This window comes from Bradyrhizobium rifense (assembly GCF_008123425.1).
Lineage (GTDB): Bacteria > Pseudomonadota > Alphaproteobacteria > Rhizobiales > Xanthobacteraceae > Bradyrhizobium > Bradyrhizobium rifense.
Map to the genome: position 1 here is coordinate 1 of NZ_VSSS01000056.1, position 19,042 is coordinate 19,042.

Genomic DNA, 19,042 nt, shown 5'->3' on the forward strand with positions numbered 1-19,042 from the left:
TTAATGGTTGCTACGGCACCGGTGCTTACTTCACGTCCGCCAGCGCCGCGAGGATCCGCGCCCAGGAGCGGATGCCCTTCTGGAAGCTGCGCAGATCGTACTTCTCGTTCGGCGAGTGGATGTTATCGTCGTCCAGGCCGAAGCCGACGAGCAGTGAATCCAGCCCAAGCGCGCGCTTGAAATCGGCGACGATCGGGATCGAGGCGCCGGAGCCCATCAGCACGGTCTCCTTGCCCCATTCCTCGGTCAGCGCTTGCCTCGCCGCTGCAAGCGGCTTCATGTTCCAGTCGAGCGCAACGGCGGGTGCTGAGGAATGGTCGCCGAACGCGACCTTGCAGTCGCCCGGAATCCGGGCGGTCACGTAGTCGCGGAAGGCCTTGCGGATCTTCTGGGGGTCCTGCCCTTGGACCAGCCGGAACGAGACTTTTGCCGAGGCATGCGACGGGATCACCGTCTTGGAGCCCTCGCCGATATAGCCGCCCCAGATGCCGTTGACGTCGCAGGTCGGACGCGTGGAGGCCTGCTCGACCATCAGCCGCCCCTTTTCGCCGGCCGGGATCGACAGACCGACCGGCTTGAGAAACGAGTCCGGCGTGAAGTTGAGCTTCTTCCACTGCTCCAGGATCTCCGGCGGCGTGTCCTTCACGCCGTCATAGAAGCCCGGAATGGTGATGTGGTTGTCGTCGTCGAACAAGCCGCCGAGAATTTTGGTCAGCACCCGGATCGGGTTCATCGCCGTGCCGCCGAACACGCCGGAATGCAGATCGCGGCTGGCGGCGGTGATCTTCACCTCTTCATAGACCAGGCCGCGCAGCGCCGTCGTGATCGCCGGCGTCTCCGGGTCCCACATGCCGGTGTCGCAGACCAGCACGTAATCGGCCTTGAACTCGTCCTTGTTAGCCTCGACGAACGGCACGAAGTTCTTGGAGCCGACTTCCTCCTCGCCTTCGATCAGGAAGGTGACGTCGACCGGCAGCGAGCCCGTGACTTTCTTCCAGGCGCGGCAGGCTTCGACGAAGGTCATCACCTGGCCCTTGTCGTCCTCGGCGCCGCGCGCGACGATGATTTTGCGGCCATCGGCATGATCGACGACGGCGGGCTCGAACGGCGGACGGTGCCAGAGCTCGAGTGGATCGACCGGCTGCACGTCGTAATGGCCGTAGAAGATCACGTGCGGCCGTCCGCCCGTCTTGTCGTCCGTCTTGGCCTTGCCGACGACGGCAGGATGGCCGGCGGTCGGCCTGACCTCGGTCGCCACGCCGATGCTCGCGATGTCCTTGGCCAGATGCTCGGCCGCCGCCTTGCAATCCCCGGCATAGGCCGGATCCGCGGAAATCGACTTGATCCGCAACAGCGAGAACAGGCGCTCGAGGCTGTTATCGAAGTCCTTGTCGATGTGGTCGAGCACGGATTGAAGCTGCGCATTGGCCATGGTCGGATGTCCCACTTTTCGAGGCTCAAGATGGTCGTGGTTTTAGCCCTGCCGCGGCCTTGGAGCTAGCAGCAACCGGCGGATGCCGGATGTGCCAGGCGAGCGTAACGGCGAGGACCGCCGTGGCGACGAGGTTGTTGCCCCAGGCCTGGATGGTGTTGGGGAACGGCGGCAGCGACAGCAGCATGAGAATGCCGACAGCGGCAAGCGCGAGCCAGGTTCCCAGCCGCACATTCGGCCGCAGGTCGAAGGCGGCCCGATGCATCAGCACCGTGAACGGCAGGAACAGCCACATGAAGTAATATTGTCGCGCCAACGGCGAGGCGACCGTCATCAGGCAGAACAGGATGCCGAGCTCCTCGGCGTCCGATCGCGCCGTTCGCTGCGCTTGCCGCGGCATGACCGCGACAAAGCCGAGCCCGAGCAACACCGATACCGCGAGCACGATCCAGTTCGCCGTCTTGTAATCGACGTCGATGATATTCATCGTGCGCACCGGCTTGCTGGGATCTTCCAGATTGTAGTTGATCGGCCGGACCAGCCGGTGCGTCACCGCGATGATGGACTGGTTGACCCACGACCAGTTCTGCTCGTCGCGCTGGCCAAAGCCCTTTTCCGAACTCGAGCCGACCATGCCCTGGTACCAGGTTTTGAGCTCGGCCGCGTTGCGCTCGAAGCCACGGATCGGCGCCGGCACCACGTAGAGCAGAACGCCGATGAAGCCGATCATGCTGACGACGGCCGCCCACTGCCTCCGCCAAACCAGATAAGGCAGCACGGCGATTGGAAACACCTTGATGGCGGTGGCGAGCGCGAACATGAAGCCTGCCAACCAGGACCGCCGATGCTGCAGGCTCCAGAAGCCGTAGAGCATCATCGCCAGCAGAACGAGGTTCGGCTGACCGAGATCGAACATGTCGAACACGAAGGTCACGGTGGCGATCGCCGGCAGCGCTTCGAGCCACGGGCCGGGCTGGCGGTCCGCGCCGGTCATGGCATTGGAGAGAACGCCCGTGGACCACCACGCCACCACGTTCACGATCGACAGCACAACGTAGAGCGGGATCTTGCCGAACCAGCTCGGGATCGCCAGCAGGATTGCCGGCAGCGGCGGATAGATGAACTCGAACGGGCGATCCATATCGCTGGGATAGAGCGGGCCGCCATGCAGCACCTGCTGCCCGGCCCAGTACCACAGCGAGTAGTCCTTGGTCTTGCCGCGGCCGAAGATCTCCGGACCGAGGACATCCGCGGTCAGGATCAGGCAGCAGACCAGGAAGAGCAGGTCGAGCGGCGCGCGTAGTGAGAGAGTTCGGAACGCGCCGGGTTTATCTGATGGATTCGATAGAGTCACATGATGTCCTGTCGGAAACAAATAGCACGTAGCAGACCGACGGACGCTTGGAGAGTCCCCCTCACCCGAATTTGTGCCTTGCAAAGACGCCGATTCCCGCGCCACCGTGGCGGACCACTGGCCCGCAACCGGGCAGTCTGCCTACCTTCGCAGCAACCCGCCGAGCGCACCGCGGACCAGCGCGCGACCGACCGAACCGCCGAGCTGGCCGCCGACCGATTTGCCGAGATCGGCAACGACGCCGCCGACCACCTTGCCGGTGACCGTGCGCGTGACGTCGCGCGCGATGCGCTGTCCCGTCGTCAGCCGGTTACGTCCGGTGTTGGTGCCGAAGATGGTGCCGACGATCGAGCCGATCTGGCCGAGGATGCCGCCACCGCCTGCACCCGCCTGGCCATCGGCCGGCGCCGCGGTGCCGGCGATGCGCTTCTGCAGGATCTCATAGGCGGACTCGGAATCGATCGCGGTGTCGTATTTGCCCTTCACCGGGCTCGCATCCATGATCGCCTTGCGCTCCTCCGGGCTGATCGGCCCGATGCGGGCCGACGGCGGGCGGATCAGCACGCGCTCGACCATTGCAGGCGTGCCATTGCCTTCGAGAAACGACACCAGCGCCTCGCCCTTGCCGAGCTCCATGATCACCTTGGCGGTGTCGAGCTTCGGGTTGGGCCGAAAGGTCTGGGCCGCGGCGGCGACCGCCTTCTGGTCGCGCGGCGTGAAGGCGCGCAACGCATGCTGCACCCGGTTGCCCATTTGCCCGAGCACGCGATCGGGCACGTCGATCGGGTTTTGCGTGACGAAATAGACGCCGACCCCCTTGGAGCGGATCAGGCGGACCACCTGCTCGATCTTGTCCATCAGCGCCTTCGGCGCGTCGTTGAACAACAGATGCGCCTCGTCGAAGAAGAACACCAGCTTGGGCTTGGGAAGGTCGCCGACCTCGGGCAATTCCTCGAACAGTTCTGACAGCATCCACAGCAGGAACGTCGCGTAAAGCCGCGGGCTCTGCATCAGCTTGTCGGCAACGAGGATGTTGACCATGCCGCGGCCGTCGCGGTCGGTCTTCATGAAGTCCTTCAGGGTCAGGGCCGGCTCGCCGAAGAATTTGGTGGCGCCCTGGTTCTCCAGCACCAGGAGCTGGCGCTGGATGGTGCCGACGGTGGCTTTGGTGACGTTGCCGAACCCTTGCGCCGCTTTCCGGATCGGCCCGAGCGGATCGTCGTCCGCGTCCGGTCCCTTCTTGCCGCTGTCAGGCACGATCGCGTCGAGCAATGCCCGCAGATCCTTCATGTCGATCAGAGCGAGACCGTTGTCGTCGGCAACGCGGAAGGCGACGTTGAGCACGCCCTCCTGCACGTCGTTGAGATCGAGCATGCGCGCCAGCAGCAGCGGCCCCATCTCGGTGATGGTGGCCCGCACCGGATGGCCCTGCTCGCCGAACACATCCCAGAAAACCGTCGAGAACTGGTCGGGCTGGAACGTCAGCCCCATCTCGGTGGCGCGCTTGACGATGAAGTCCTTTGCCTCCCCGACCTCGGAGATGCCAGAGAGGTCGCCCTTGATGTCGGCGGCGAACACCGGAACACCGGCCCGCGCAAATCCTTCCGCCATCACCTGCAGCGTGACCGTCTTGCCCGTTCCGGTCGCGCCGGTGACGAGGCCATGGCGATTGGCGAGCGCCAGCGTCAGCCAGGCCTGCTCGTCTCCCTTGCCGACGAAGATCTTGTCGTCGGTATCGCCGAGCTTGTTGTCCTGCGCCGTCATCATTCTCTCTATCGTTGGTTTCGCGTATTGAAACTCGAGCCCACAGTTCCGTAGTTTAACGCATGTCGCAAGCCGATTGAAACCGTTCAAGGCGGCACCGACATGCGACATTGTCGGAGAAAGCGCACGCGGCATGCGCCGAAAGTCGGAAGCGTACATTCGCACCGCGGCAATTTTTCAAGAATTCCTTCTCCGCTCTTGCATCGCTGCAACACTTTTCGCGTCATCGCGAATGAATCGGAACTTGCGTGCGTTCATCGCTTGTATTTCACATCGCACCGGCTCAAGATCATTTTTCGAAAATAATCTCCGGCATGTGAACCGGCTGAGGGGCAGGCCATATGGACGAGCTGATCGGACGGCTGGCGACAAACGCCAGCATAGATAGTGCTGTCGCTGAAAAGACCGTCGGCATTATCCTGGGATTCCTCCGCAGTGAAGGTCCTTCCGACAGCGTGCAGGCCCTGATCGACCATATCCCTGGTGCAGAAGGGGCGATCGAAGCGTCCAAGAGCGGCGGCGGACTGTCGCGGCTGATGGGCGGCGGCCTGATGGCCGTCGGCACGCGCCTGATGGGCCTTGGTCTTGGCATGTCCGACATCCAGACCATTGCCCGTGAACTTTTCCGCTACGGCCGAGACAAAATCGGAGCGGATCAGATGGGCAAGATTATCGCGGGCACGCCGGGCCTCAGCCAGTTCGCCTGAGCGACGCATTTCATATTGAGTATCATGACATATCCGATCTCCGAGATTGAGGGCCTGCCAGCCTTTGCCGCCAACAAGTTGAAGGCGCAGGGAATCCGCACCACCGATGCGCTGCTGGAAGCCGCGAGCACCGCCAAGGGCCGCAAGGCGCTCTCGGCCAAGACCGGCATCAGCGAGCAGCAGCTCTTGGAGTGGGCCAACGTCTCCGACTACATGCGCATTCCCGGCATGGGCCGGGCCAAGGTCGGCCTGGTCCGCGCCGCCGGCGTCACCACCGTGCGCGAGCTCGCTTATCGGAATCCGGCAAGATTGGCGCAGAGCATGCGCGAGGCCAACGATCGCAGGAAGCTCGTCCGCATCCTGCCGTCGGAGAAGTCGGTCGGCGATATCATCGCCAAGGCCAGGAAGCTGTCGCCGAAGATTACGTATTGATAGCAACTCCGTCTTGATCTTCGCCCCATCATCCCCGCGCAACCGCGAAGCGGTTGTCGCTGGAGGTGCGAAGCACGGGACGCAACGCGTCCCATGAAGAGCCTCGAAGGATGCACGGCCACCGCCGCATCCGCACGGAGAGAGCCGGGCGTCGCCCTTCGAGGCTCGCCGAAGAGGCGAGCGCCTCAGGGTGACGGTCTCAGACTGAGCTCGCAATGCCGCCAATCCCGTCTTGACTCCCCCTCCCCGACCGCGCAAAGCCACGCGCATGAATGCCTCGCCCTCCCCATCCGTCCCGCCGGCCGGCTCGGCCGGGCTAGATGCGCTGCGGACACTGCTGGAACGGCCTCTGCCGGCGGTGATGGGCGTGCTCAACGTGACGCCGGATTCCTTCTCCGACGGCGGCGATTTCATCGCACCGGACCAGGCGCTGGCACGGGCGCGGGCGATGATCGAGGCCGGCGTCGACATCATCGATATCGGTGCCGAGTCCACCCGGCCCTACAAGGGTGCCCAGCCGGTGACCGCGGCGGACGAGCTGGCCCGCTTGAAGCCGGTGCTATCAGGCATCGTCGCGCTCGGCGTCCCCGTCTCGATCGACAGCATGAAGGCGGAGGTCGTGGCCTTCGCACTCGACCAGGGCGTGGCCATCGCCAATGACGTCTGGGGGCTGCAGCGCGACGCCGATATGGCGCCGGTGGTCGCTGCAAGGGGCGTCCCCGTCATCGTCATGCACAACCGCGACAGCGTGGATTCCACCATCGACATCGTCGCTGACATGAAGTCGTTCTTCCTGCGCTCGCTCGACATCGCCGCGAAAGCCGGCATCGCGCGCGACAAGATCGTGCTGGATCCCGGCATCGGCTTCGGCAAGACCGCCGAGCAGAGCATGATCGCGCTGGCGCGACTGGGTGAGCTCGACATGTTCGGCCTGCCTGTGCTGGTCGGCGCCTCGCGCAAGCGTTTCATCGCCTCGGTGTCGCCGTCGGAGCCGAAGGAGCGGCTCGCCGGCTCGATCGCCGCGCATCTGATCGCCGCGCAGAAGGGCGCGAAAATCATCCGGACCCATGACGTCGCCGAGACCTTGCAGGCCCTGCGGGTCGCCAATGCAATCGAGAGCAAGCAATGACCGATACGATCTTCGTCACCGGCCTGTCGATCCATGCGCGCCACGGCGTGATGGATCACGAAACCGAAGTCGGCCAGCGCTTCGTCATCGACCTCGAGCTCTACACCGATCTGTCGGAGCCCTCGCGCAGCGACCGCCTCGCCGATACTGTCTCTTATGCCGACGTGGTGGCGACCACGACGGCGGCATTCAAGACCACCAATTACAAGCTGCTGGAGCGCGCGGCGGGTGCAGTCGCCGACGCGATCCTGTCGCACTTTCCGCGCATCCGCGCCGTAAAGATCACCGTGCACAAGCCGCATGCGCCGATCGCCGCGATCTTCGACGATGTCGGCATCATGCTGACCCGCTCGCGGCACCCCTGACATGGCGAGCGTGCTGATCGCACTCGGCGGCAATGTCGGCGATGTCCGCGCGACATTCCGCAAGGCGATCGCCCATGTCTGCGGCATGGCGCAAGCCGCGGTGATCGCGCGTTCGTCGGACTACACCACGCCGCCCTGGGGCGACGAGGACCAGGATCCCTTCATCAATGCCTGCGTCGAGATCGAGACCGACCTCGATCCGCACGCGCTGTTGTTCGTGATGCAGAAAGTCGAGCAGAAATTCGGCCGCACGCGCGACAAGGACCGGCGCTGGGGTCCCCGCACGCTCGATCTCGACATGATCGCCTATGGCGATGTCAGCCTGCAAGTATCCGATTTGATACTGCCGCATCCGCGGCTGTTCGAGCGCGCCTTCGTGCTGGTGCCGCTGGCCGAAATCGCGCCCGACCGCGTGATCTCGGGCATCCGTGTGCGTGACGGCCTCGCCAGCGTCTCGACGCAAGGCATTGAGCGGCTTTCGGATACCGGTTAACCAAAAACAACCGTTTGCAGGGAGGGCCGGCCGTGGCAATTTCGCCTGCGAATAACAAGACGTTTGGGAGCCCTAGGCCGTATGACCTCCGTGACTGACAATCTGCCGCTGGCGGCCGATTTTCCCAAGGCGACGGACACGGACTGGCGCAAGCTGGTCGACGGTGTGCTGAAGGGCGCGCCGTTCGAGAAGCTGGTCGGCAAGACCTATGACGGCGTGAGGATCGAGCCGCTCTATCCGCGCGCCAAGGGCGCTGCGCTGGTGACGGGGCGAGCGGCCGCTACACCATGGCTGATCATGCAGCGGGTCGATCATCCCGATGCGGCGGCGGCGAATGCGCAAGGCTTGCAGGATCTGGAGAACGGGGCAACCGGCCTCGAGATCGAGTTCGCCGGGGGTCCCGGTGCACGCGGCTTCGGTGTCATCGACGCCGATCCGGCAACGCTGGCGCGGCTGTTCGATGGCGTGTTCCTCGATGCCGGCGTCGCGATCTCGCTCAACCCGGTGGCCGGCCGGCAGGACGCCGGGACGCTGTTCGCCGATATGGTCGAGGCCAAAAAGCTCGATCCCGCCAGGATCGACGTGCGCTTCAACTACCAGGCCCTGAGCACGTTCGCCGTGCGCGGCGCCGCGCTCGCGCCATGGTCGGAGTACGAAGCGCCCTTCGCGCGCATCGTGTCGGGCCTGATCGGGCGTGGCTTCAAAGGTCCGTTCGTGCTCGCCGACGGCCGCCCCGTTCACGACGCCGGCGGTTCCGAGGCCCAGGAGCTGGCATTCGTGCTGTCGCTCGGTATCGCCTATCTGCGCATGCTCGAGCGCGGCGGCATCGATCTCGATGTCGCGCGACAAGCGGTGTCATTCCGGCTCTGCGCCGACGCCGACCAGTTCCTGACCATGGCCAAGTTCCGCGCATTGCGGCAGCTCTGGGCCCGCATCGAGCAGGCCTGCGGCCTCGCGCCTCGGCCGGCCTTGATCGCGGCAGAGACCGCCTGGCGGATGCTGACGCAACGCGACCCCTATGTGAACATGCTGCGCGCAACCATCGCGACCTTCGCAGCCGGGCTTGCCGGCGCCAACGCGATCACCGTGCTGCCGCACACGCTGGCGCGCGGGCTGCCTGATCCCTTTGCACGGCGTGTTGCGCGCAACACGCAGCTCCTGCTGCTGGACGAGAGCAACCTCGCAAAGGTCAGCGATCCCGCGGCGGGATCCGGCGGCATCGAGACGTTGACGTCGGAACTGAGCACGACGGCATGGGCGCTGTTCCAGGAGGCCGAGAAAGCCGGCGGCGCCTTCGCCGCGCTTGAACAGGGCCTGTTCCAGAGCAAGGTCGCAGCGACGCGGAAGGCACGCGAGGCCAACATCGCAAAGCGCCGCGACGTGCTGACCGGCGCCAGCGAGTTTCCCAATCTGCGCGAGGCCGACGCCACCGTGCTCGACGTGAAGCCGACCACGCTGCCGCCCGCGGGCGAGCCGAAATGCAAGTTCGATGCGCTGGTGCCGATGCGCCTCGCCGCGCCGTTCGAGGCGCTGCGCGACAAATCCGATGCGGCGTTGAAGGCGCGCGGAACACGGCCAAGCGTGTTCCTGGCCAATCTCGGCACGCCCGCCGATTTCACCGCCCGCGCGACATTCGCAAAAAGCTTCTTCGAGGCCGGCGGCATTTTGGCTGTCGACAGCGAGGGTTTTGCCGATCCGGTCAAGCTCGCTGCCGCCTTCAAGGCCTCCGGCGCCGCGCTCGCCTGCCTTTGTTCCAGCGACAAGGTCTATGCGGAACACGCCGAGGCCGCGGCAAGGGCCCTGCAAACGGCGGGCGCACGACATATCTATCTGGCAGGCCGTCCGGCTGAGGCCGAGGCGGCCCTGCGCACCGCTGGTGTCACCGGCTTTGTGTTCGCCGGCGGTGATGCACTCGCCACGTTGCAAGACGCTTATTTGCGGATGGAGCAGGCATGACCGACGTCAGCAAACCCGTTTTCACCGGCGGCTGCCAATGCGGCGCGATCCGCTTTGCGATTTCGGCGGCCCCGAACAAGGTGTCGATCTGCCATTGCCGGATGTGCCAGAAGGCGAGCGGCGCGCCGTTCGCCTCATTCGCCGACATCGAGAAGACGGACTTTGCCTGGACCAAGGGAACGCCAGCCTCGTTCCAATCCTCCACGATCGCGATGCGCGACTTTTGCGCTGCCTGCGGCACGCCGCTGAGCTTCCGCCGCATCGACGGTCCGCGCATCGAGATCATGACCGGCGCATTCGACCGTCCGGACCGGATCGTGCCGACGCGTCAGTACGGAACCGAGTCCCGCCTCGGCTGGGTGGTCGGCGTCGCCAACCTGCCGAGCCAGACCACGCAGCAGAATTACGGACCGGAGAAGATGGCGACCATCGTCAGCCATCAGCATCCGGACCATGATTGAAGTCAACCCGTGATAGGCTATGCCATGCTTCAGGCGCTGGGAGAAACACTGCTGGGCTTGATAGAGTGGAAGGCGAACGTCGGGAAGCTGCTCGCCCGGCTTCTGTGGAGCGGGACCGGTGTGATGACTGAGAACCGGTCGGATGATCCCGCTTACAAGAAGAATTTGCAGAGGCTGATCGAGCATCACCGCAGGTTTGAGGAATCCAAGGAATGAGCCGCATTCCCAATTTCGCCGATGTCGCTTTCGAGCGGACAGCGACCACCGCACCGACCGGCAGCGCGGAGCCGTGGCTGACGCCGGAGGGCATTCTCGTAAAGCCCGCTTATAGCGAGGCTGATCTAGCCGGGCTGGATTTCCTCGAGACCTATCCGGGCATCGCGCCGTTCCTGCGCGGCCCCTACCCGACCATGTATGTCAACCAGCCCTGGACGGTGCGGCAATATGCCGGCTTCTCCACGGCGGAGGATTCCAACGCGTTCTACCGCCGCAATCTGGCGGCCGGACAGAAGGGCCTCTCGGTCGCGTTCGATCTCGCCACCCATCGCGGCTATGACTCTGATCATCCGCGTGTCGGCGGCGATGTCGGCATGGCCGGTGTGGCCATCGATTCCATCTACGACATGCGCACGCTGTTTGCCGGCATTCCGCTCGACCAGATGAGCGTGTCCATGACGATGAACGGCGCGGTGCTGCCGATCCTCGCGCTGTACGTCGCCGCCGCCGGCGAACAGGGCGTCGCGCCGGAAAAGCTGTCGGGCACCATTCAGAACGACATTCTGAAAGAGTTCATGGTGCGCAACACATACATTTATCCGCCTGCGCCCTCGATGCGGATCATCTCGGATATCTTCGCTTACACCTCGCAGAAGATGCCCAAGTACAATTCGATCTCGATCTCCGGCTATCACATGCAGGAGGCGGGTGCGACGCAGGACCTCGAGCTCGCCTATACGCTCGCAGACGGCGTCGAATACTTACGCGCCGGACTTGCCGCAGGCCTGGATGTCGACCGCTTCGCGCCGCGCCTGTCGTTCTTCTGGGCGATCGGCATGAACTTCTTCATGGAAGTCGCCAAGCTGCGCGCCGCGCGGCTGCTGTGGGCGAAACTGCTCAAGCCGTTCAACCCGAAGGACCCGCGCTCGCTGTCGCTGCGCACGCATAGCCAAACCTCGGGCTGGTCGCTGACCGCGCAGGATGTCTTCAACAATGTGATGCGCACGACGGTCGAGGCGATGGCGGCGACCCAAGGCCACACACAATCACTGCACACCAACGCGCTCGATGAAGCGCTGGCGCTGCCGACCGATTTCTCGGCACGCATCGCCCGCAACACCCAGCTGTTCCTGCAGCAGGAGAGCGGCACCACCCGCATCATCGATCCCTGGGGCGGCTCCTACTATGTCGAGCGGCTCACGCGCGACCTCGCCGCGAAAGCCTGGAGCCATATCCAGGAGGTCGAGGAGCTCGGCGGCATGGCCAAGGCCATCGAAGCCGGCGTGCCGAAATTACGCATCGAGGAAGCCTCGGCCAAGACCCAGGCGCGCATCGATGCCGGCAAGCAGGCGGTGATCGGTGTCAACAAGTACAAGCCATCAGACGAGGCCGCCATCGACATCCTCAAGGTCGACAACACCAACGTGCGCCGGCTTCAGATCGACAAGCTGACGCGGCTGAAATCAGAGCGCAGCCAGAAAGACGTCGATGCCGCGCTCGCAGCACTGACGCGCTCGGCCGGCGAAGGCAACGGCAATCTGCTCGCGCTCGCGATTGACGCGGCACGGGCCAAGGCGACCGTTGGCGAAATCTCTGACGCAATGGAGAAAGTGTTCGGCCGGCACCGCGCCGAGATCAAATCCATCACCGGCGTCTACAAGCGGGAGGCGTCCAGCATGGGCAACCAGGTCGAGAAGGTTCAGGCGCTGATCGACGCGTTCGAGGAAGCCGAGGGTCGTCGCCCGCGCATCCTGGTCGCCAAGATCGGCCAGGATGGCCACGACCGCGGCCAGAAGGTGATCGCCTCGGCTTTCGCGGATATTGGCTTCGATGTCGATATCGGGCCGCTGTTTGCCACCGCCGACGAAGCCGCGCGCCAGGCCGTCGAGAACGACGTCCACATCCTCGGCGTCTCCTCGCTCGCCGCCGCCCACCTCACCGCCGTGCCGGAATTAAAGGCCGCGCTGAAGAAGCAGGGCCGCGAGGACATCATGATCATCATCGGCGGCGTCGTGCCGCCGCAGGATTACGACGCGCTCTACGCGGCCGGCGCCGAAGCGATCTTCCCCCCCGGCACGGTCATTGCGGAGGCAGCCGAGGAGCTGATCCGCAAGCTGAACGCCCGGCTCGGGCATAGCGAGGCGGCGGAGTAACTCCGCCGCCCCTCGGGCTCCCCGTACCAAGCCGGCGGGCGGGCTGTTGCGACCAATCTTCACGTCCCGGTGTTCGCGCCGCGCGTTCTGCGTCGGTTCATCTTGCGATCACTACGCTTACGCTGATGTCCGAACGCGTCGACGGCGGTCGGATGCAAAATTGACGGATATTGAAGTGACATATCATTATGCAAATGTGCGGGCAGGATTGCTCGCGATGCTTTCCGCCGTCGCTGCGATCGCCCTTGCCTCCCCCTCCCTCGCCGCCGATGCAAAGCCCGACGCCGTCATCAAGAACAGGAACATCGAGGCGCGCATCTTCCTCGACGACAGGATCAAGGCCGACGCGCCACTCGCGGCGGATTGCCTGGCCGAAGGCAGGAAATGGCTCGACAAGAACGCAGCCGACGCAGCCAGCTCGCGCAAGCAGGATCCGCAATTCTTCAAGGACGGCGGCTGGGATTTTGAGCGCAAATATTCGATCCGCTCGGTGGTTGCCGACCGCTATGTCAGCGTCCTGCGAGACGACTACATGGACACCCATGGCGCCCATCCCAATTCGGATGTGAACACAATCCTGTGGGACAAGTCCGAGAGCAAGCGCATCTCGATCCGCCCCCTCTTCACCGAGACCGCCGACAATGGCGCGACCATGAAGGCGATGGTGAAGGCCGTGATCGCCTCGCTCAGAATCGAGAAGAAGAAGCGCGACACCAGCGAGACCGCGACCGAGGAATGGTTCAAGGGCGTCGAGCCGAGCCTGCTCAAGATCGGCGCCGCGACGCTCGCGCCGTCGACCGAACCAGGCAAGAGCTCCGGCCTCACCTTCCATTACCCGCCTTATGCGGTCGGCCCCTATGCCGAGGGCCAATATGTCGCATTCGTTCCGTGGGAAACATTGAAGCCCTATCTCACGCCGGAGGGCGCGCGCATCTTCGGCGGCGCGCGGCCAAAAGGCGACGCTGACGAGCAGCAATAAGTTGCTGTTGCTCACGGCGCCGTCGGGCGGCCGCTTGCGACATCCATGCAAAGCCGCGTAGCATATTGCATTGACGAGCCCGATTCCCGAGGGCCGCCGGGATCATTGATGCCAGGAATCACACGCCGCATTTTCGCGGCCTCTGCGGTGGCTGCCGCCACGTCCGCCCTCCTCTCACCTGCGCACGCGCAAGCCTATCCGGCGCGGCCGGTGACCCTGATCGTGCCGTGGGGCGCGGGCGGCGGCACGGATGCGACCGCGCGCATCGTCGCGACGCTGCTGGAGAAGGAGCTCGACCAGCCATTCAACGTCGTCAACCGCACCGGCGGATCCGGCGCCGTCGGCCATGCCGAGATCGCAGCCGCGGCGCCGGATGGCTACACCATCGGCACGCTGACCGTGGAAATCGCGATGCTGCATTGGCAAGCCCTGACGCAGCTGACGCCACGGAATTTCACGCCGCTGGCGCTGGTGAACGAAGACCCGCCGGGCATCCAGGTCTCGACGTCCTCGCCATACAAGACGGTGAAGGAGCTCATGGACGCCATCAAGCTGGCGCCTCCGGGACGGTTCAAGGCTTCAGGCACCGGACAAGGCGGCATCTGGCATCTCGCCCTCGTCGGTTGGATGCAGGCGATGGGATTGCCGGCCAACCAGGTCGCGTGGTCGGCGTCGAATGGCGCAGCACCGGCCATGCAGGATCTCGTTGCAGGCAGCCTCGATCTCACCACCTGCTCGGTGCCCGAGGCGCGCGCCACCATCGAGGCCGGCCAGGCCCGCAGCCTCGCGATCATGGCGCACGCGCGCAATCCGATCTTCCCCGACGTCCCGACGCTGAAGGAGACGCTCGGCGTCGATTTTTCCACCAGCTCATGGCGCGGCATCGGCGGCCCCAAGGGCTTGCCTCCGGACATCGCCGCCACGCTGACCGCCGCCTTGAAGAAGGTGTACGACTCCCCCGCGTTCAAGGACTTCATGACCGGACGCGGATTCGGCACCGTCTGGCGCGATGCCGGCCAGTTCGAGACCTTCATGAACCAGGCGGATAGCCAGATGGGTCAGGCGATGAAGGCGGCCGGTTTTGCCAAGGCCTGATGTGACCGCGCATCACGAGCGGCCGACCCGCAGGCTCCGAACCGAGGGGCCCTCGCCTGCCTTCGCCCGCCGTTGTAAAGCAGGGCATGGTTGAAAAGAAGACTTCGCTTGATATCACCGCCCTCGCCCGCGACCTCCGGGTCGGCCATCGCGCGGCGCTGGCGCGCGCCATCACGCTGGTGGAAAGCCGGCGCGGCGATCATCAGGCGCAGGCGCGTGAGCTGGTGCAGATGCTCCTGCCCGATACCGGCAAGGCGGTTCGCGTCGGCATCACCGGTTCGCCCGGCGTCGGCAAATCCACCACCATCGATGCGCTCGGGACCTATCTGATCGAGCAGGGCAACAAGGTCGCGGTGCTCGCGGTCGATCCGTCCTCGGCACGCAGCGGCGGCTCGATCCTCGGCGACAAAACGCGGATGGCGCAGCTGTCGGCGTCCGACGATGCCTTCATCCGCCCCTCGCCGTCGTCAGGCACGCTCGGCGGCGTCGCGGCCAAGACGCGCGAGGCGATGCTGCTGTGCGAGGCCGCCGGCTTCGACGTCGTGCTGGTCGAGACCGTCGGCATCGGCCAGTCCGAGACCGCGGTCTGCGACATGACCGATTTCTTCCTCGCGCTGATGCTGCCGGGCGGCGGCGACGAGCTGCAGGGCATCAAGAAGGGCCTCGTCGAGCTCGCCGACATGATCGCGATCAACAAGGCCGACGGCGACAATCTCAAGCGCGCCAACATCACCGCGGCCGACTATCGCGGCGCGCTGCATATTCTGGCGCCGCGCTCCGAACATTGGCACCCGCCGGTCGTGACCTATTCGGCACTGGCCGGCACCGGCATTGCCGAGCTCTGGCAGAAGATCCTCGAACACCGGACGGCCATGAACGCGTCAGGCGAGTTCGCCGCGCGCCGGCGCGACCAGCAGGTGAAATGGATGTGGTCGATGCTGGAGCAGCGCATGCTGGCGCGGCTGCGCAGCGAGGCATCGGTGCGGGCCAAGGTGAAGAAGATCGAGGCGGAGGTCGCCGACGGTCACCTTACGCCGGCGCTCGCCGCCGGGCAGATATTGGAGTTGCTGCAATGAGCGACAAGCTCCGCATTCTCCTCACCGGCTTCGGCCCGTTTCCCGGCGCGCCGCATAATCCGACCCAGCCGCTGGTGGCGCGGCTGGCGCAACTGCGCCGGCCGGCGCTCGATGATGTCGCGCTATCGCGCCATATCTTTCCGGTGACTTACGCCGCGGTCGACCGGCAATTGCCGGAGGTGCTGGCGAAAGTGAGGCCGGATGCGCTGCTGATGTTCGGCCTCGCCGCGCGCACGCCCTACCTCCGTATCGAGAGCCGCGCGCGCAACGCCGTCACCATGCTCTGGCCCGATGCTGCCAACACCCGCTCGAGCAAGCGCGGCATCGCCGGCCATGCCGACGCCATGACCTTCGGCCCGCATACGGAAAGGCTCTTGCGCGCCGCGCGGCTCACCGGCATCGATGCGCGGCCCTCGCGCGACGCGGGCGCCTATCTCTGCAATTATCTCAGCTGGCGCGCGATCGAGAACGTCAGAGCGGGCGGGCCGGGGCTCGCGGCGTTCATCCACATTCCCCTGCTCGCGCGCAGCGGCGCGGTGCGGCGCAAGGGCGCGCCGCGAATCACGCTGGACGAATTGCTGGATGCCGGGGAAGCGATGCTGATGGAGATGGTGGGTTTGGCAAGGAAGCGGCGAAACACACCGGCCTCGTAGGGTGAGCAAAGGCGCCCTCGCGCCGTGCCCACCATGCATCGGCATTCGCAGCGAGAATGGTGGGCAGGCTTGCGCTTTGCCCACCCTACCGCACCGTCTCTGCGTAAACATTTAACCCTACCGCGAACAATCGTGTCCCGCGCATCCGCCCTGCCCCATTTCTGCGCTACCTAACTCTCGCGGACTCCCCCGCGTCCGCCGAAGGACGCGTCATGGACCTCAATCGCCGTCATCTCATTGGAGCTTCGACCGCCGGCATCGCCGGCGCGCTCGCCATGCCCGTTGACGCCGCGCGCGCAGCGCCGCTGACGTCACTGCTGGGCCGCGATGCGACCCAATATGGCGTGCGGCCCGGAAGCGGCGAGGATCAGACGCGCGCGCTCCAGCGCGCGATCGACGAGGCCTCGCGCGCGCAGATGCCGCTTGCGCTTCCGCCCGGACACTACCGAACCGGACTGCTGCGGCTGCCAAATGGCGCGCAACTGATCGGCGTGCGCGGCGCGACAAAGCTTATCTTCACCGGCGGGGCGTCTGCGATCCAGAGCGACGGATCGGACTCGATTGGACTGACCGGCCTCACCTTCGACGGCGGCGGCATTCCGCTGCCGACGCGGCGCGGACTGATCCACGTCCTCGGCGGCCGCGACGTCCGCATCACCGATTGCGAGATCACCGGTTCCGGCGGCAGCGGCATCTGGCTCGAGCAGGTCGCGGGCGATATCTCCGGCAACATTTTTAACAACATCGCCGTGACGGCGGTGGTCTCGTTCGATGCCAGGGGCCTCAGCGTGTCCCGCAACACCATCGTCGGCACCAACGACAACGGCATCGAGATCCTGCGCACCGCGATCGGCGATGACGGCACGCTGGTCGCTGACAATCGCATCGAGGATATCAAGGCCGGCCCCGGCGGCTCCGGCCAGTACGGCAACGCCATCAACGCCTTCCGCGCCGGCAACGTGATCGTGCGCGGCAATCGCATCAAGAATTGCGATTACTCCGCCGTGCGCGGCAACTCGGCCTCGAACATCCACATATCAGGCAACAGCGTCAGCGACGTGCGCGAGGTCGCGCTCTATTCCGAGTTCGCGTTCGAGGCCGCGGTGATCGCCAACAACACCGTGGATGGCGCCGCCGTCGGCGTCTCCGTCTGCAATTTCAACGAAGGCGGCCGCATCGCGGTGGTTCAGGGCAACATCATCCGCAACCTGATCCCGAAGCGGCCGATCGGGACCGCACCCGACGACGATGCCGGCGTCGGCATCTATATCGAGGCCGACACCTCGGTGACCGGCAATGTGATCGAGAACGCGCCGTCCTACGGCATCGTCGCCGGCTGGGGCAAATATCTGCGCGACGTCGTGATCTCGGGCAATGTGATCCGCAAGGCGCTGGCCGGCGTCGGCGTCTCCGTGGTGCCCGGCGCGGGCACCGCGCTCGTCAACAACAACTTGATCTCGGAAACCCCGCGCGGCGCCGTGGTCGGCCTGGACCATGCGCGCGCCGTGACGGCCGACCTGTCAGCGGACGGCGCCCAACGCTTCGCGCAGGTGGTGGTCGGCGGCAATGCGGTGCGACAGTAGGCGGGAAGCCCAGCCCTCGCGTTAGAACGTATTCCGCAGCAGCGGGTACTTCGCCTCGATGCCGTCGAGGCTGAAGGTGAATTCGACCACGCGCTCGGGGGCCGCGACGATTTCGGCGGCGGGCGGTGAGAAGGTCTGCAGAAACGAGGCAATCGACGCCACTGGCGCGGTCGGAGCGGCCGGTGCCATCCGAACGGCCGGTGCAGGCGGAGCCGCCGACGCCGTCGGAGCGACCCGCGCAGGCGGAGCGACCCGCGCAGGCGGAGCGACCGGCGCAATTGGGGCGACCGGTGCAGTCGGGGCCTCCAGGATCTCGGCGAGCACGTCCAGCGTGGGTTCGAGCCCGACCGGAACGGCGGTCTCGGGCGCGATGTGCATGGCCTTGGGCTGCATGGCCTTGGGCTGCAAGGTCTGGGGCTGCAAGGTCTGGGGCTGCGTGGTCTGGGCCTGCTCGCGCGGAAACACGCGCGGCATGGTCGCGGGCGACCAGCCGAATGCGGAGGTCACGCTCGCGGCGGCCGCGGCGACGTCCGCGCCATTCGCAAGGGCGCGCCAGGTCTGGACCGCGCGCTTGGCTTCCTGGATGTTTTCGAGGAATGCGAGTTCGCTGTGATAGCGGCGCCAGCGTCCAGTCTCGAACATTTCGGACAGATGTTCCAGCCGCTGTTCGGCGAGAGCGCACCATCGTGTTGCAAGCTCGCGGCTTCCAGCCGCGCTGTGGCGATGAGTCATAAATCAGCCCGTCAGGAGAAAATACGGACGCGACGCAACGCACACGAATCAATTTAGGAGCGACATGAATATTTTGTGGAAAAGTTTTGACTTGTCCAGCAACGACACGGCCCTCGTCACAAAAGTCCGTAGTCGTGCGGAGTTTTCAGGGCTTTTCGAGTCAAGCTTCACGCAAGCATAGCGGACTTGTCACGCGCGGGCGCCGACCCATCACGACGATCGCGCCGGCGGGCTCAACCGCAAGCTGATCTCGCATCACGCTTCAAGAAATCGGACGCCCCAAAAAGAAAAGACCCGTCCGGGGGGACAACCGGACGGGTCGAGCCATATGGGCGCTTGGGGTGGATGGGCGCTCGCGCCTAATATGACTGATGGGGAGGGATGACCGCTCCCACATAAATTGGTCGTGGCAGCTGGCTGAACGTTCAAAGCGGCGTTCGATTTTTTAACCTTTGGCCGACG

18 protein-coding genes are annotated in these 19,042 nt (G+C 65.2%); 14 read left to right on the top strand and 4 right to left on the bottom strand.

Features of this window, described 5'->3' with window-relative positions; all coding sequences use genetic code 11:
* Window positions 1-25 precede the first annotated feature (25 nt).
* From FXB40_RS33160 to FXB40_RS33170, 3 genes are all read right to left on the bottom strand, one after another.
* Window positions 26-1,432: a M20/M25/M40 family metallo-hydrolase gene (locus tag FXB40_RS33160; RefSeq protein ID WP_148776495.1), complete on the bottom strand. Its 1,407-nt coding sequence runs from the start codon at window positions 1,430-1,432 to the stop codon at window positions 26-28.
* A 25-nt stretch (window positions 1,433-1,457) separates the two neighbouring features.
* Window positions 1,458-2,786 carry a glycosyltransferase family 87 protein gene (locus FXB40_RS33165; RefSeq protein ID WP_187437317.1) on the bottom strand — a complete coding sequence of 443 codons (1,329 nt, stop codon included), beginning with the start codon at window positions 2,784-2,786 and terminating at the stop codon, window positions 1,458-1,460.
* A 141-nt stretch (window positions 2,787-2,927) separates the two neighbouring features.
* Window positions 2,928-4,550 (bottom strand): helicase HerA-like domain-containing protein, encoded by a 1,623-nt coding sequence (locus tag FXB40_RS33170; protein ID WP_148776546.1) that lies wholly within the window; start codon window positions 4,548-4,550, stop codon window positions 2,928-2,930.
* A 341-nt stretch (window positions 4,551-4,891) separates the two neighbouring features.
* On the opposite strand from FXB40_RS33170, the gene FXB40_RS33175 reads away from it, so the two are divergent.
* From FXB40_RS33175 to FXB40_RS33240, 14 genes are all read left to right on the top strand, one after another.
* The gene (locus FXB40_RS33175; protein ID WP_148776499.1) at window positions 4,892-5,257 is read left to right on the top strand and encodes a DUF2267 domain-containing protein; all 366 of its coding nucleotides are present in this window, start codon (window positions 4,892-4,894) and stop codon (window positions 5,255-5,257) included.
* Between the two features lie 24 nt (window positions 5,258-5,281).
* On the top strand, window positions 5,282-5,689 hold the full coding sequence (locus FXB40_RS33180) for a DUF4332 domain-containing protein (RefSeq protein ID WP_148776501.1): 408 nt from the start codon (window positions 5,282-5,284) through the stop codon (window positions 5,687-5,689).
* A gap of 268 nt (window positions 5,690-5,957) precedes the next feature.
* Window positions 5,958-6,818, top strand: coding sequence for a dihydropteroate synthase (gene folP / locus FXB40_RS33185; RefSeq protein ID WP_148776502.1), 861 nt, complete (start codon window positions 5,958-5,960; stop codon window positions 6,816-6,818).
* Window positions 6,815-7,183 carry a dihydroneopterin aldolase gene (gene folB / locus FXB40_RS33190; RefSeq protein WP_148776503.1) on the top strand — a complete coding sequence of 123 codons (369 nt, stop codon included), beginning with the start codon at window positions 6,815-6,817 and terminating at the stop codon, window positions 7,181-7,183. The genes folP and folB overlap by 4 nt, the downstream gene beginning before the upstream one ends.
* A gap of 1 nt (window position 7,184) precedes the next feature.
* The gene (gene folK / locus FXB40_RS33195) at window positions 7,185-7,676 is read left to right on the top strand and encodes a 2-amino-4-hydroxy-6-hydroxymethyldihydropteridine diphosphokinase (protein ID WP_148776504.1); all 492 of its coding nucleotides are present in this window, start codon (window positions 7,185-7,187) and stop codon (window positions 7,674-7,676) included.
* An 81-nt stretch (window positions 7,677-7,757) separates the two neighbouring features.
* Window positions 7,758-9,632, top strand: coding sequence for a methylmalonyl-CoA mutase subunit beta (locus FXB40_RS33200; protein WP_148776505.1), 1,875 nt, complete (start codon window positions 7,758-7,760; stop codon window positions 9,630-9,632).
* Window positions 9,629-10,093 (top strand): GFA family protein, encoded by a 465-nt coding sequence (locus FXB40_RS33205; RefSeq protein WP_148776506.1) that lies wholly within the window; start codon window positions 9,629-9,631, stop codon window positions 10,091-10,093. The genes FXB40_RS33200 and FXB40_RS33205 overlap by 4 nt, the downstream gene beginning before the upstream one ends.
* Before the next feature lie 24 nt (window positions 10,094-10,117).
* Entirely contained in the window at window positions 10,118-10,309 is a 192-nt protein-coding gene (locus FXB40_RS33210) for a hypothetical protein (protein WP_148776507.1), read from the top strand.
* Window positions 10,306-12,462 carry a methylmalonyl-CoA mutase gene (scpA, locus tag FXB40_RS33215; RefSeq protein WP_148776508.1) on the top strand — a complete coding sequence of 719 codons (2,157 nt, stop codon included), beginning with the start codon at window positions 10,306-10,308 and terminating at the stop codon, window positions 12,460-12,462. The genes FXB40_RS33210 and scpA overlap by 4 nt, the downstream gene beginning before the upstream one ends.
* Before the next feature lie 217 nt (window positions 12,463-12,679).
* Complete coding sequence (locus tag FXB40_RS33220) at window positions 12,680-13,441, top strand: RsiV family protein (protein ID WP_148776509.1); 762 nt, start codon at window positions 12,680-12,682, stop codon at window positions 13,439-13,441.
* 108 nt (window positions 13,442-13,549) lie between these two features.
* Entirely contained in the window at window positions 13,550-14,536 is a 987-nt protein-coding gene (locus FXB40_RS33225; RefSeq protein WP_148776510.1) for a tripartite tricarboxylate transporter substrate binding protein, read from the top strand.
* Window positions 14,537-14,622: 86 nt separating this feature from the next.
* Window positions 14,623-15,612: a methylmalonyl Co-A mutase-associated GTPase MeaB gene (meaB, locus tag FXB40_RS33230; protein WP_148776511.1), complete on the top strand. Its 990-nt coding sequence runs from the start codon at window positions 14,623-14,625 to the stop codon at window positions 15,610-15,612.
* Window positions 15,609-16,265, top strand: coding sequence for a pyroglutamyl-peptidase I (locus FXB40_RS33235; RefSeq protein WP_148776512.1), 657 nt, complete (start codon window positions 15,609-15,611; stop codon window positions 16,263-16,265). The genes meaB and FXB40_RS33235 overlap by 4 nt, the downstream gene beginning before the upstream one ends.
* Window positions 16,266-16,477: 212 nt before the next feature.
* Window positions 16,478-17,848: a TIGR03808 family TAT-translocated repetitive protein gene (locus FXB40_RS33240; RefSeq protein WP_148776513.1), complete on the top strand. Its 1,371-nt coding sequence runs from the start codon at window positions 16,478-16,480 to the stop codon at window positions 17,846-17,848.
* Window positions 17,849-17,869: 21 nt separating this feature from the next.
* Here FXB40_RS33240 and FXB40_RS33245 read toward each other — a convergent pair whose 3' ends face one another.
* A complete protein-coding gene (locus FXB40_RS33245) occupies window positions 17,870-18,580 on the bottom strand; it encodes a TIGR03809 family protein (protein ID WP_148776514.1) in 711 nt (236 codons plus the stop codon).
* Window positions 18,581-19,042 lie beyond the last annotated feature (462 nt).

What these genes read in the sequence shown, in the direction of transcription:
- FXB40_RS33160 (WP_148776495.1), bottom strand. Translation starts at nt 1,432, where the DNA reads ATGGCCAATGCGCAGCTTCAATCCGTGCTCGACCACATCGACAAGGAC.
- FXB40_RS33170 (WP_148776546.1), bottom strand. Translation starts at nt 4,550, where the DNA reads ATGACGGCGCAGGACAACAAGCTCGGCGATACCGACGACAAGATCTTC.
- FXB40_RS33175 (WP_148776499.1), top strand. Translation starts at nt 4,892, where the DNA reads ATGGACGAGCTGATCGGACGGCTGGCGACAAACGCCAGCATAGATAGT.
- FXB40_RS33180 (WP_148776501.1), top strand. Translation starts at nt 5,282, where the DNA reads ATGACATATCCGATCTCCGAGATTGAGGGCCTGCCAGCCTTTGCCGCC.
- folP (WP_148776502.1), top strand. Translation starts at nt 5,958, where the DNA reads ATGAATGCCTCGCCCTCCCCATCCGTCCCGCCGGCCGGCTCGGCCGGG.
- folB (WP_148776503.1), top strand. Translation starts at nt 6,815, where the DNA reads ATGACCGATACGATCTTCGTCACCGGCCTGTCGATCCATGCGCGCCAC.
- folK (WP_148776504.1), top strand. Translation starts at nt 7,185, where the DNA reads ATGGCGAGCGTGCTGATCGCACTCGGCGGCAATGTCGGCGATGTCCGC.
- FXB40_RS33200 (WP_148776505.1), top strand. Translation starts at nt 7,758, where the DNA reads ATGACCTCCGTGACTGACAATCTGCCGCTGGCGGCCGATTTTCCCAAG.
- FXB40_RS33205 (WP_148776506.1), top strand. Translation starts at nt 9,629, where the DNA reads ATGACCGACGTCAGCAAACCCGTTTTCACCGGCGGCTGCCAATGCGGC.
- FXB40_RS33210 (WP_148776507.1), top strand. Translation starts at nt 10,118, where the DNA reads ATGCTTCAGGCGCTGGGAGAAACACTGCTGGGCTTGATAGAGTGGAAG.
- scpA (WP_148776508.1), top strand. Translation starts at nt 10,306, where the DNA reads ATGAGCCGCATTCCCAATTTCGCCGATGTCGCTTTCGAGCGGACAGCG.
- FXB40_RS33220 (WP_148776509.1), top strand. Translation starts at nt 12,680, where the DNA reads ATGCTTTCCGCCGTCGCTGCGATCGCCCTTGCCTCCCCCTCCCTCGCC.
- FXB40_RS33225 (WP_148776510.1), top strand. Translation starts at nt 13,550, where the DNA reads ATGCCAGGAATCACACGCCGCATTTTCGCGGCCTCTGCGGTGGCTGCC.
- meaB (WP_148776511.1), top strand. Translation starts at nt 14,623, where the DNA reads ATGGTTGAAAAGAAGACTTCGCTTGATATCACCGCCCTCGCCCGCGAC.
- FXB40_RS33235 (WP_148776512.1), top strand. Translation starts at nt 15,609, where the DNA reads ATGAGCGACAAGCTCCGCATTCTCCTCACCGGCTTCGGCCCGTTTCCC.
- FXB40_RS33240 (WP_148776513.1), top strand. Translation starts at nt 16,478, where the DNA reads ATGGACCTCAATCGCCGTCATCTCATTGGAGCTTCGACCGCCGGCATC.
- FXB40_RS33245 (WP_148776514.1), bottom strand. Translation starts at nt 18,580, where the DNA reads ATGACTCATCGCCACAGCGCGGCTGGAAGCCGCGAGCTTGCAACACGA.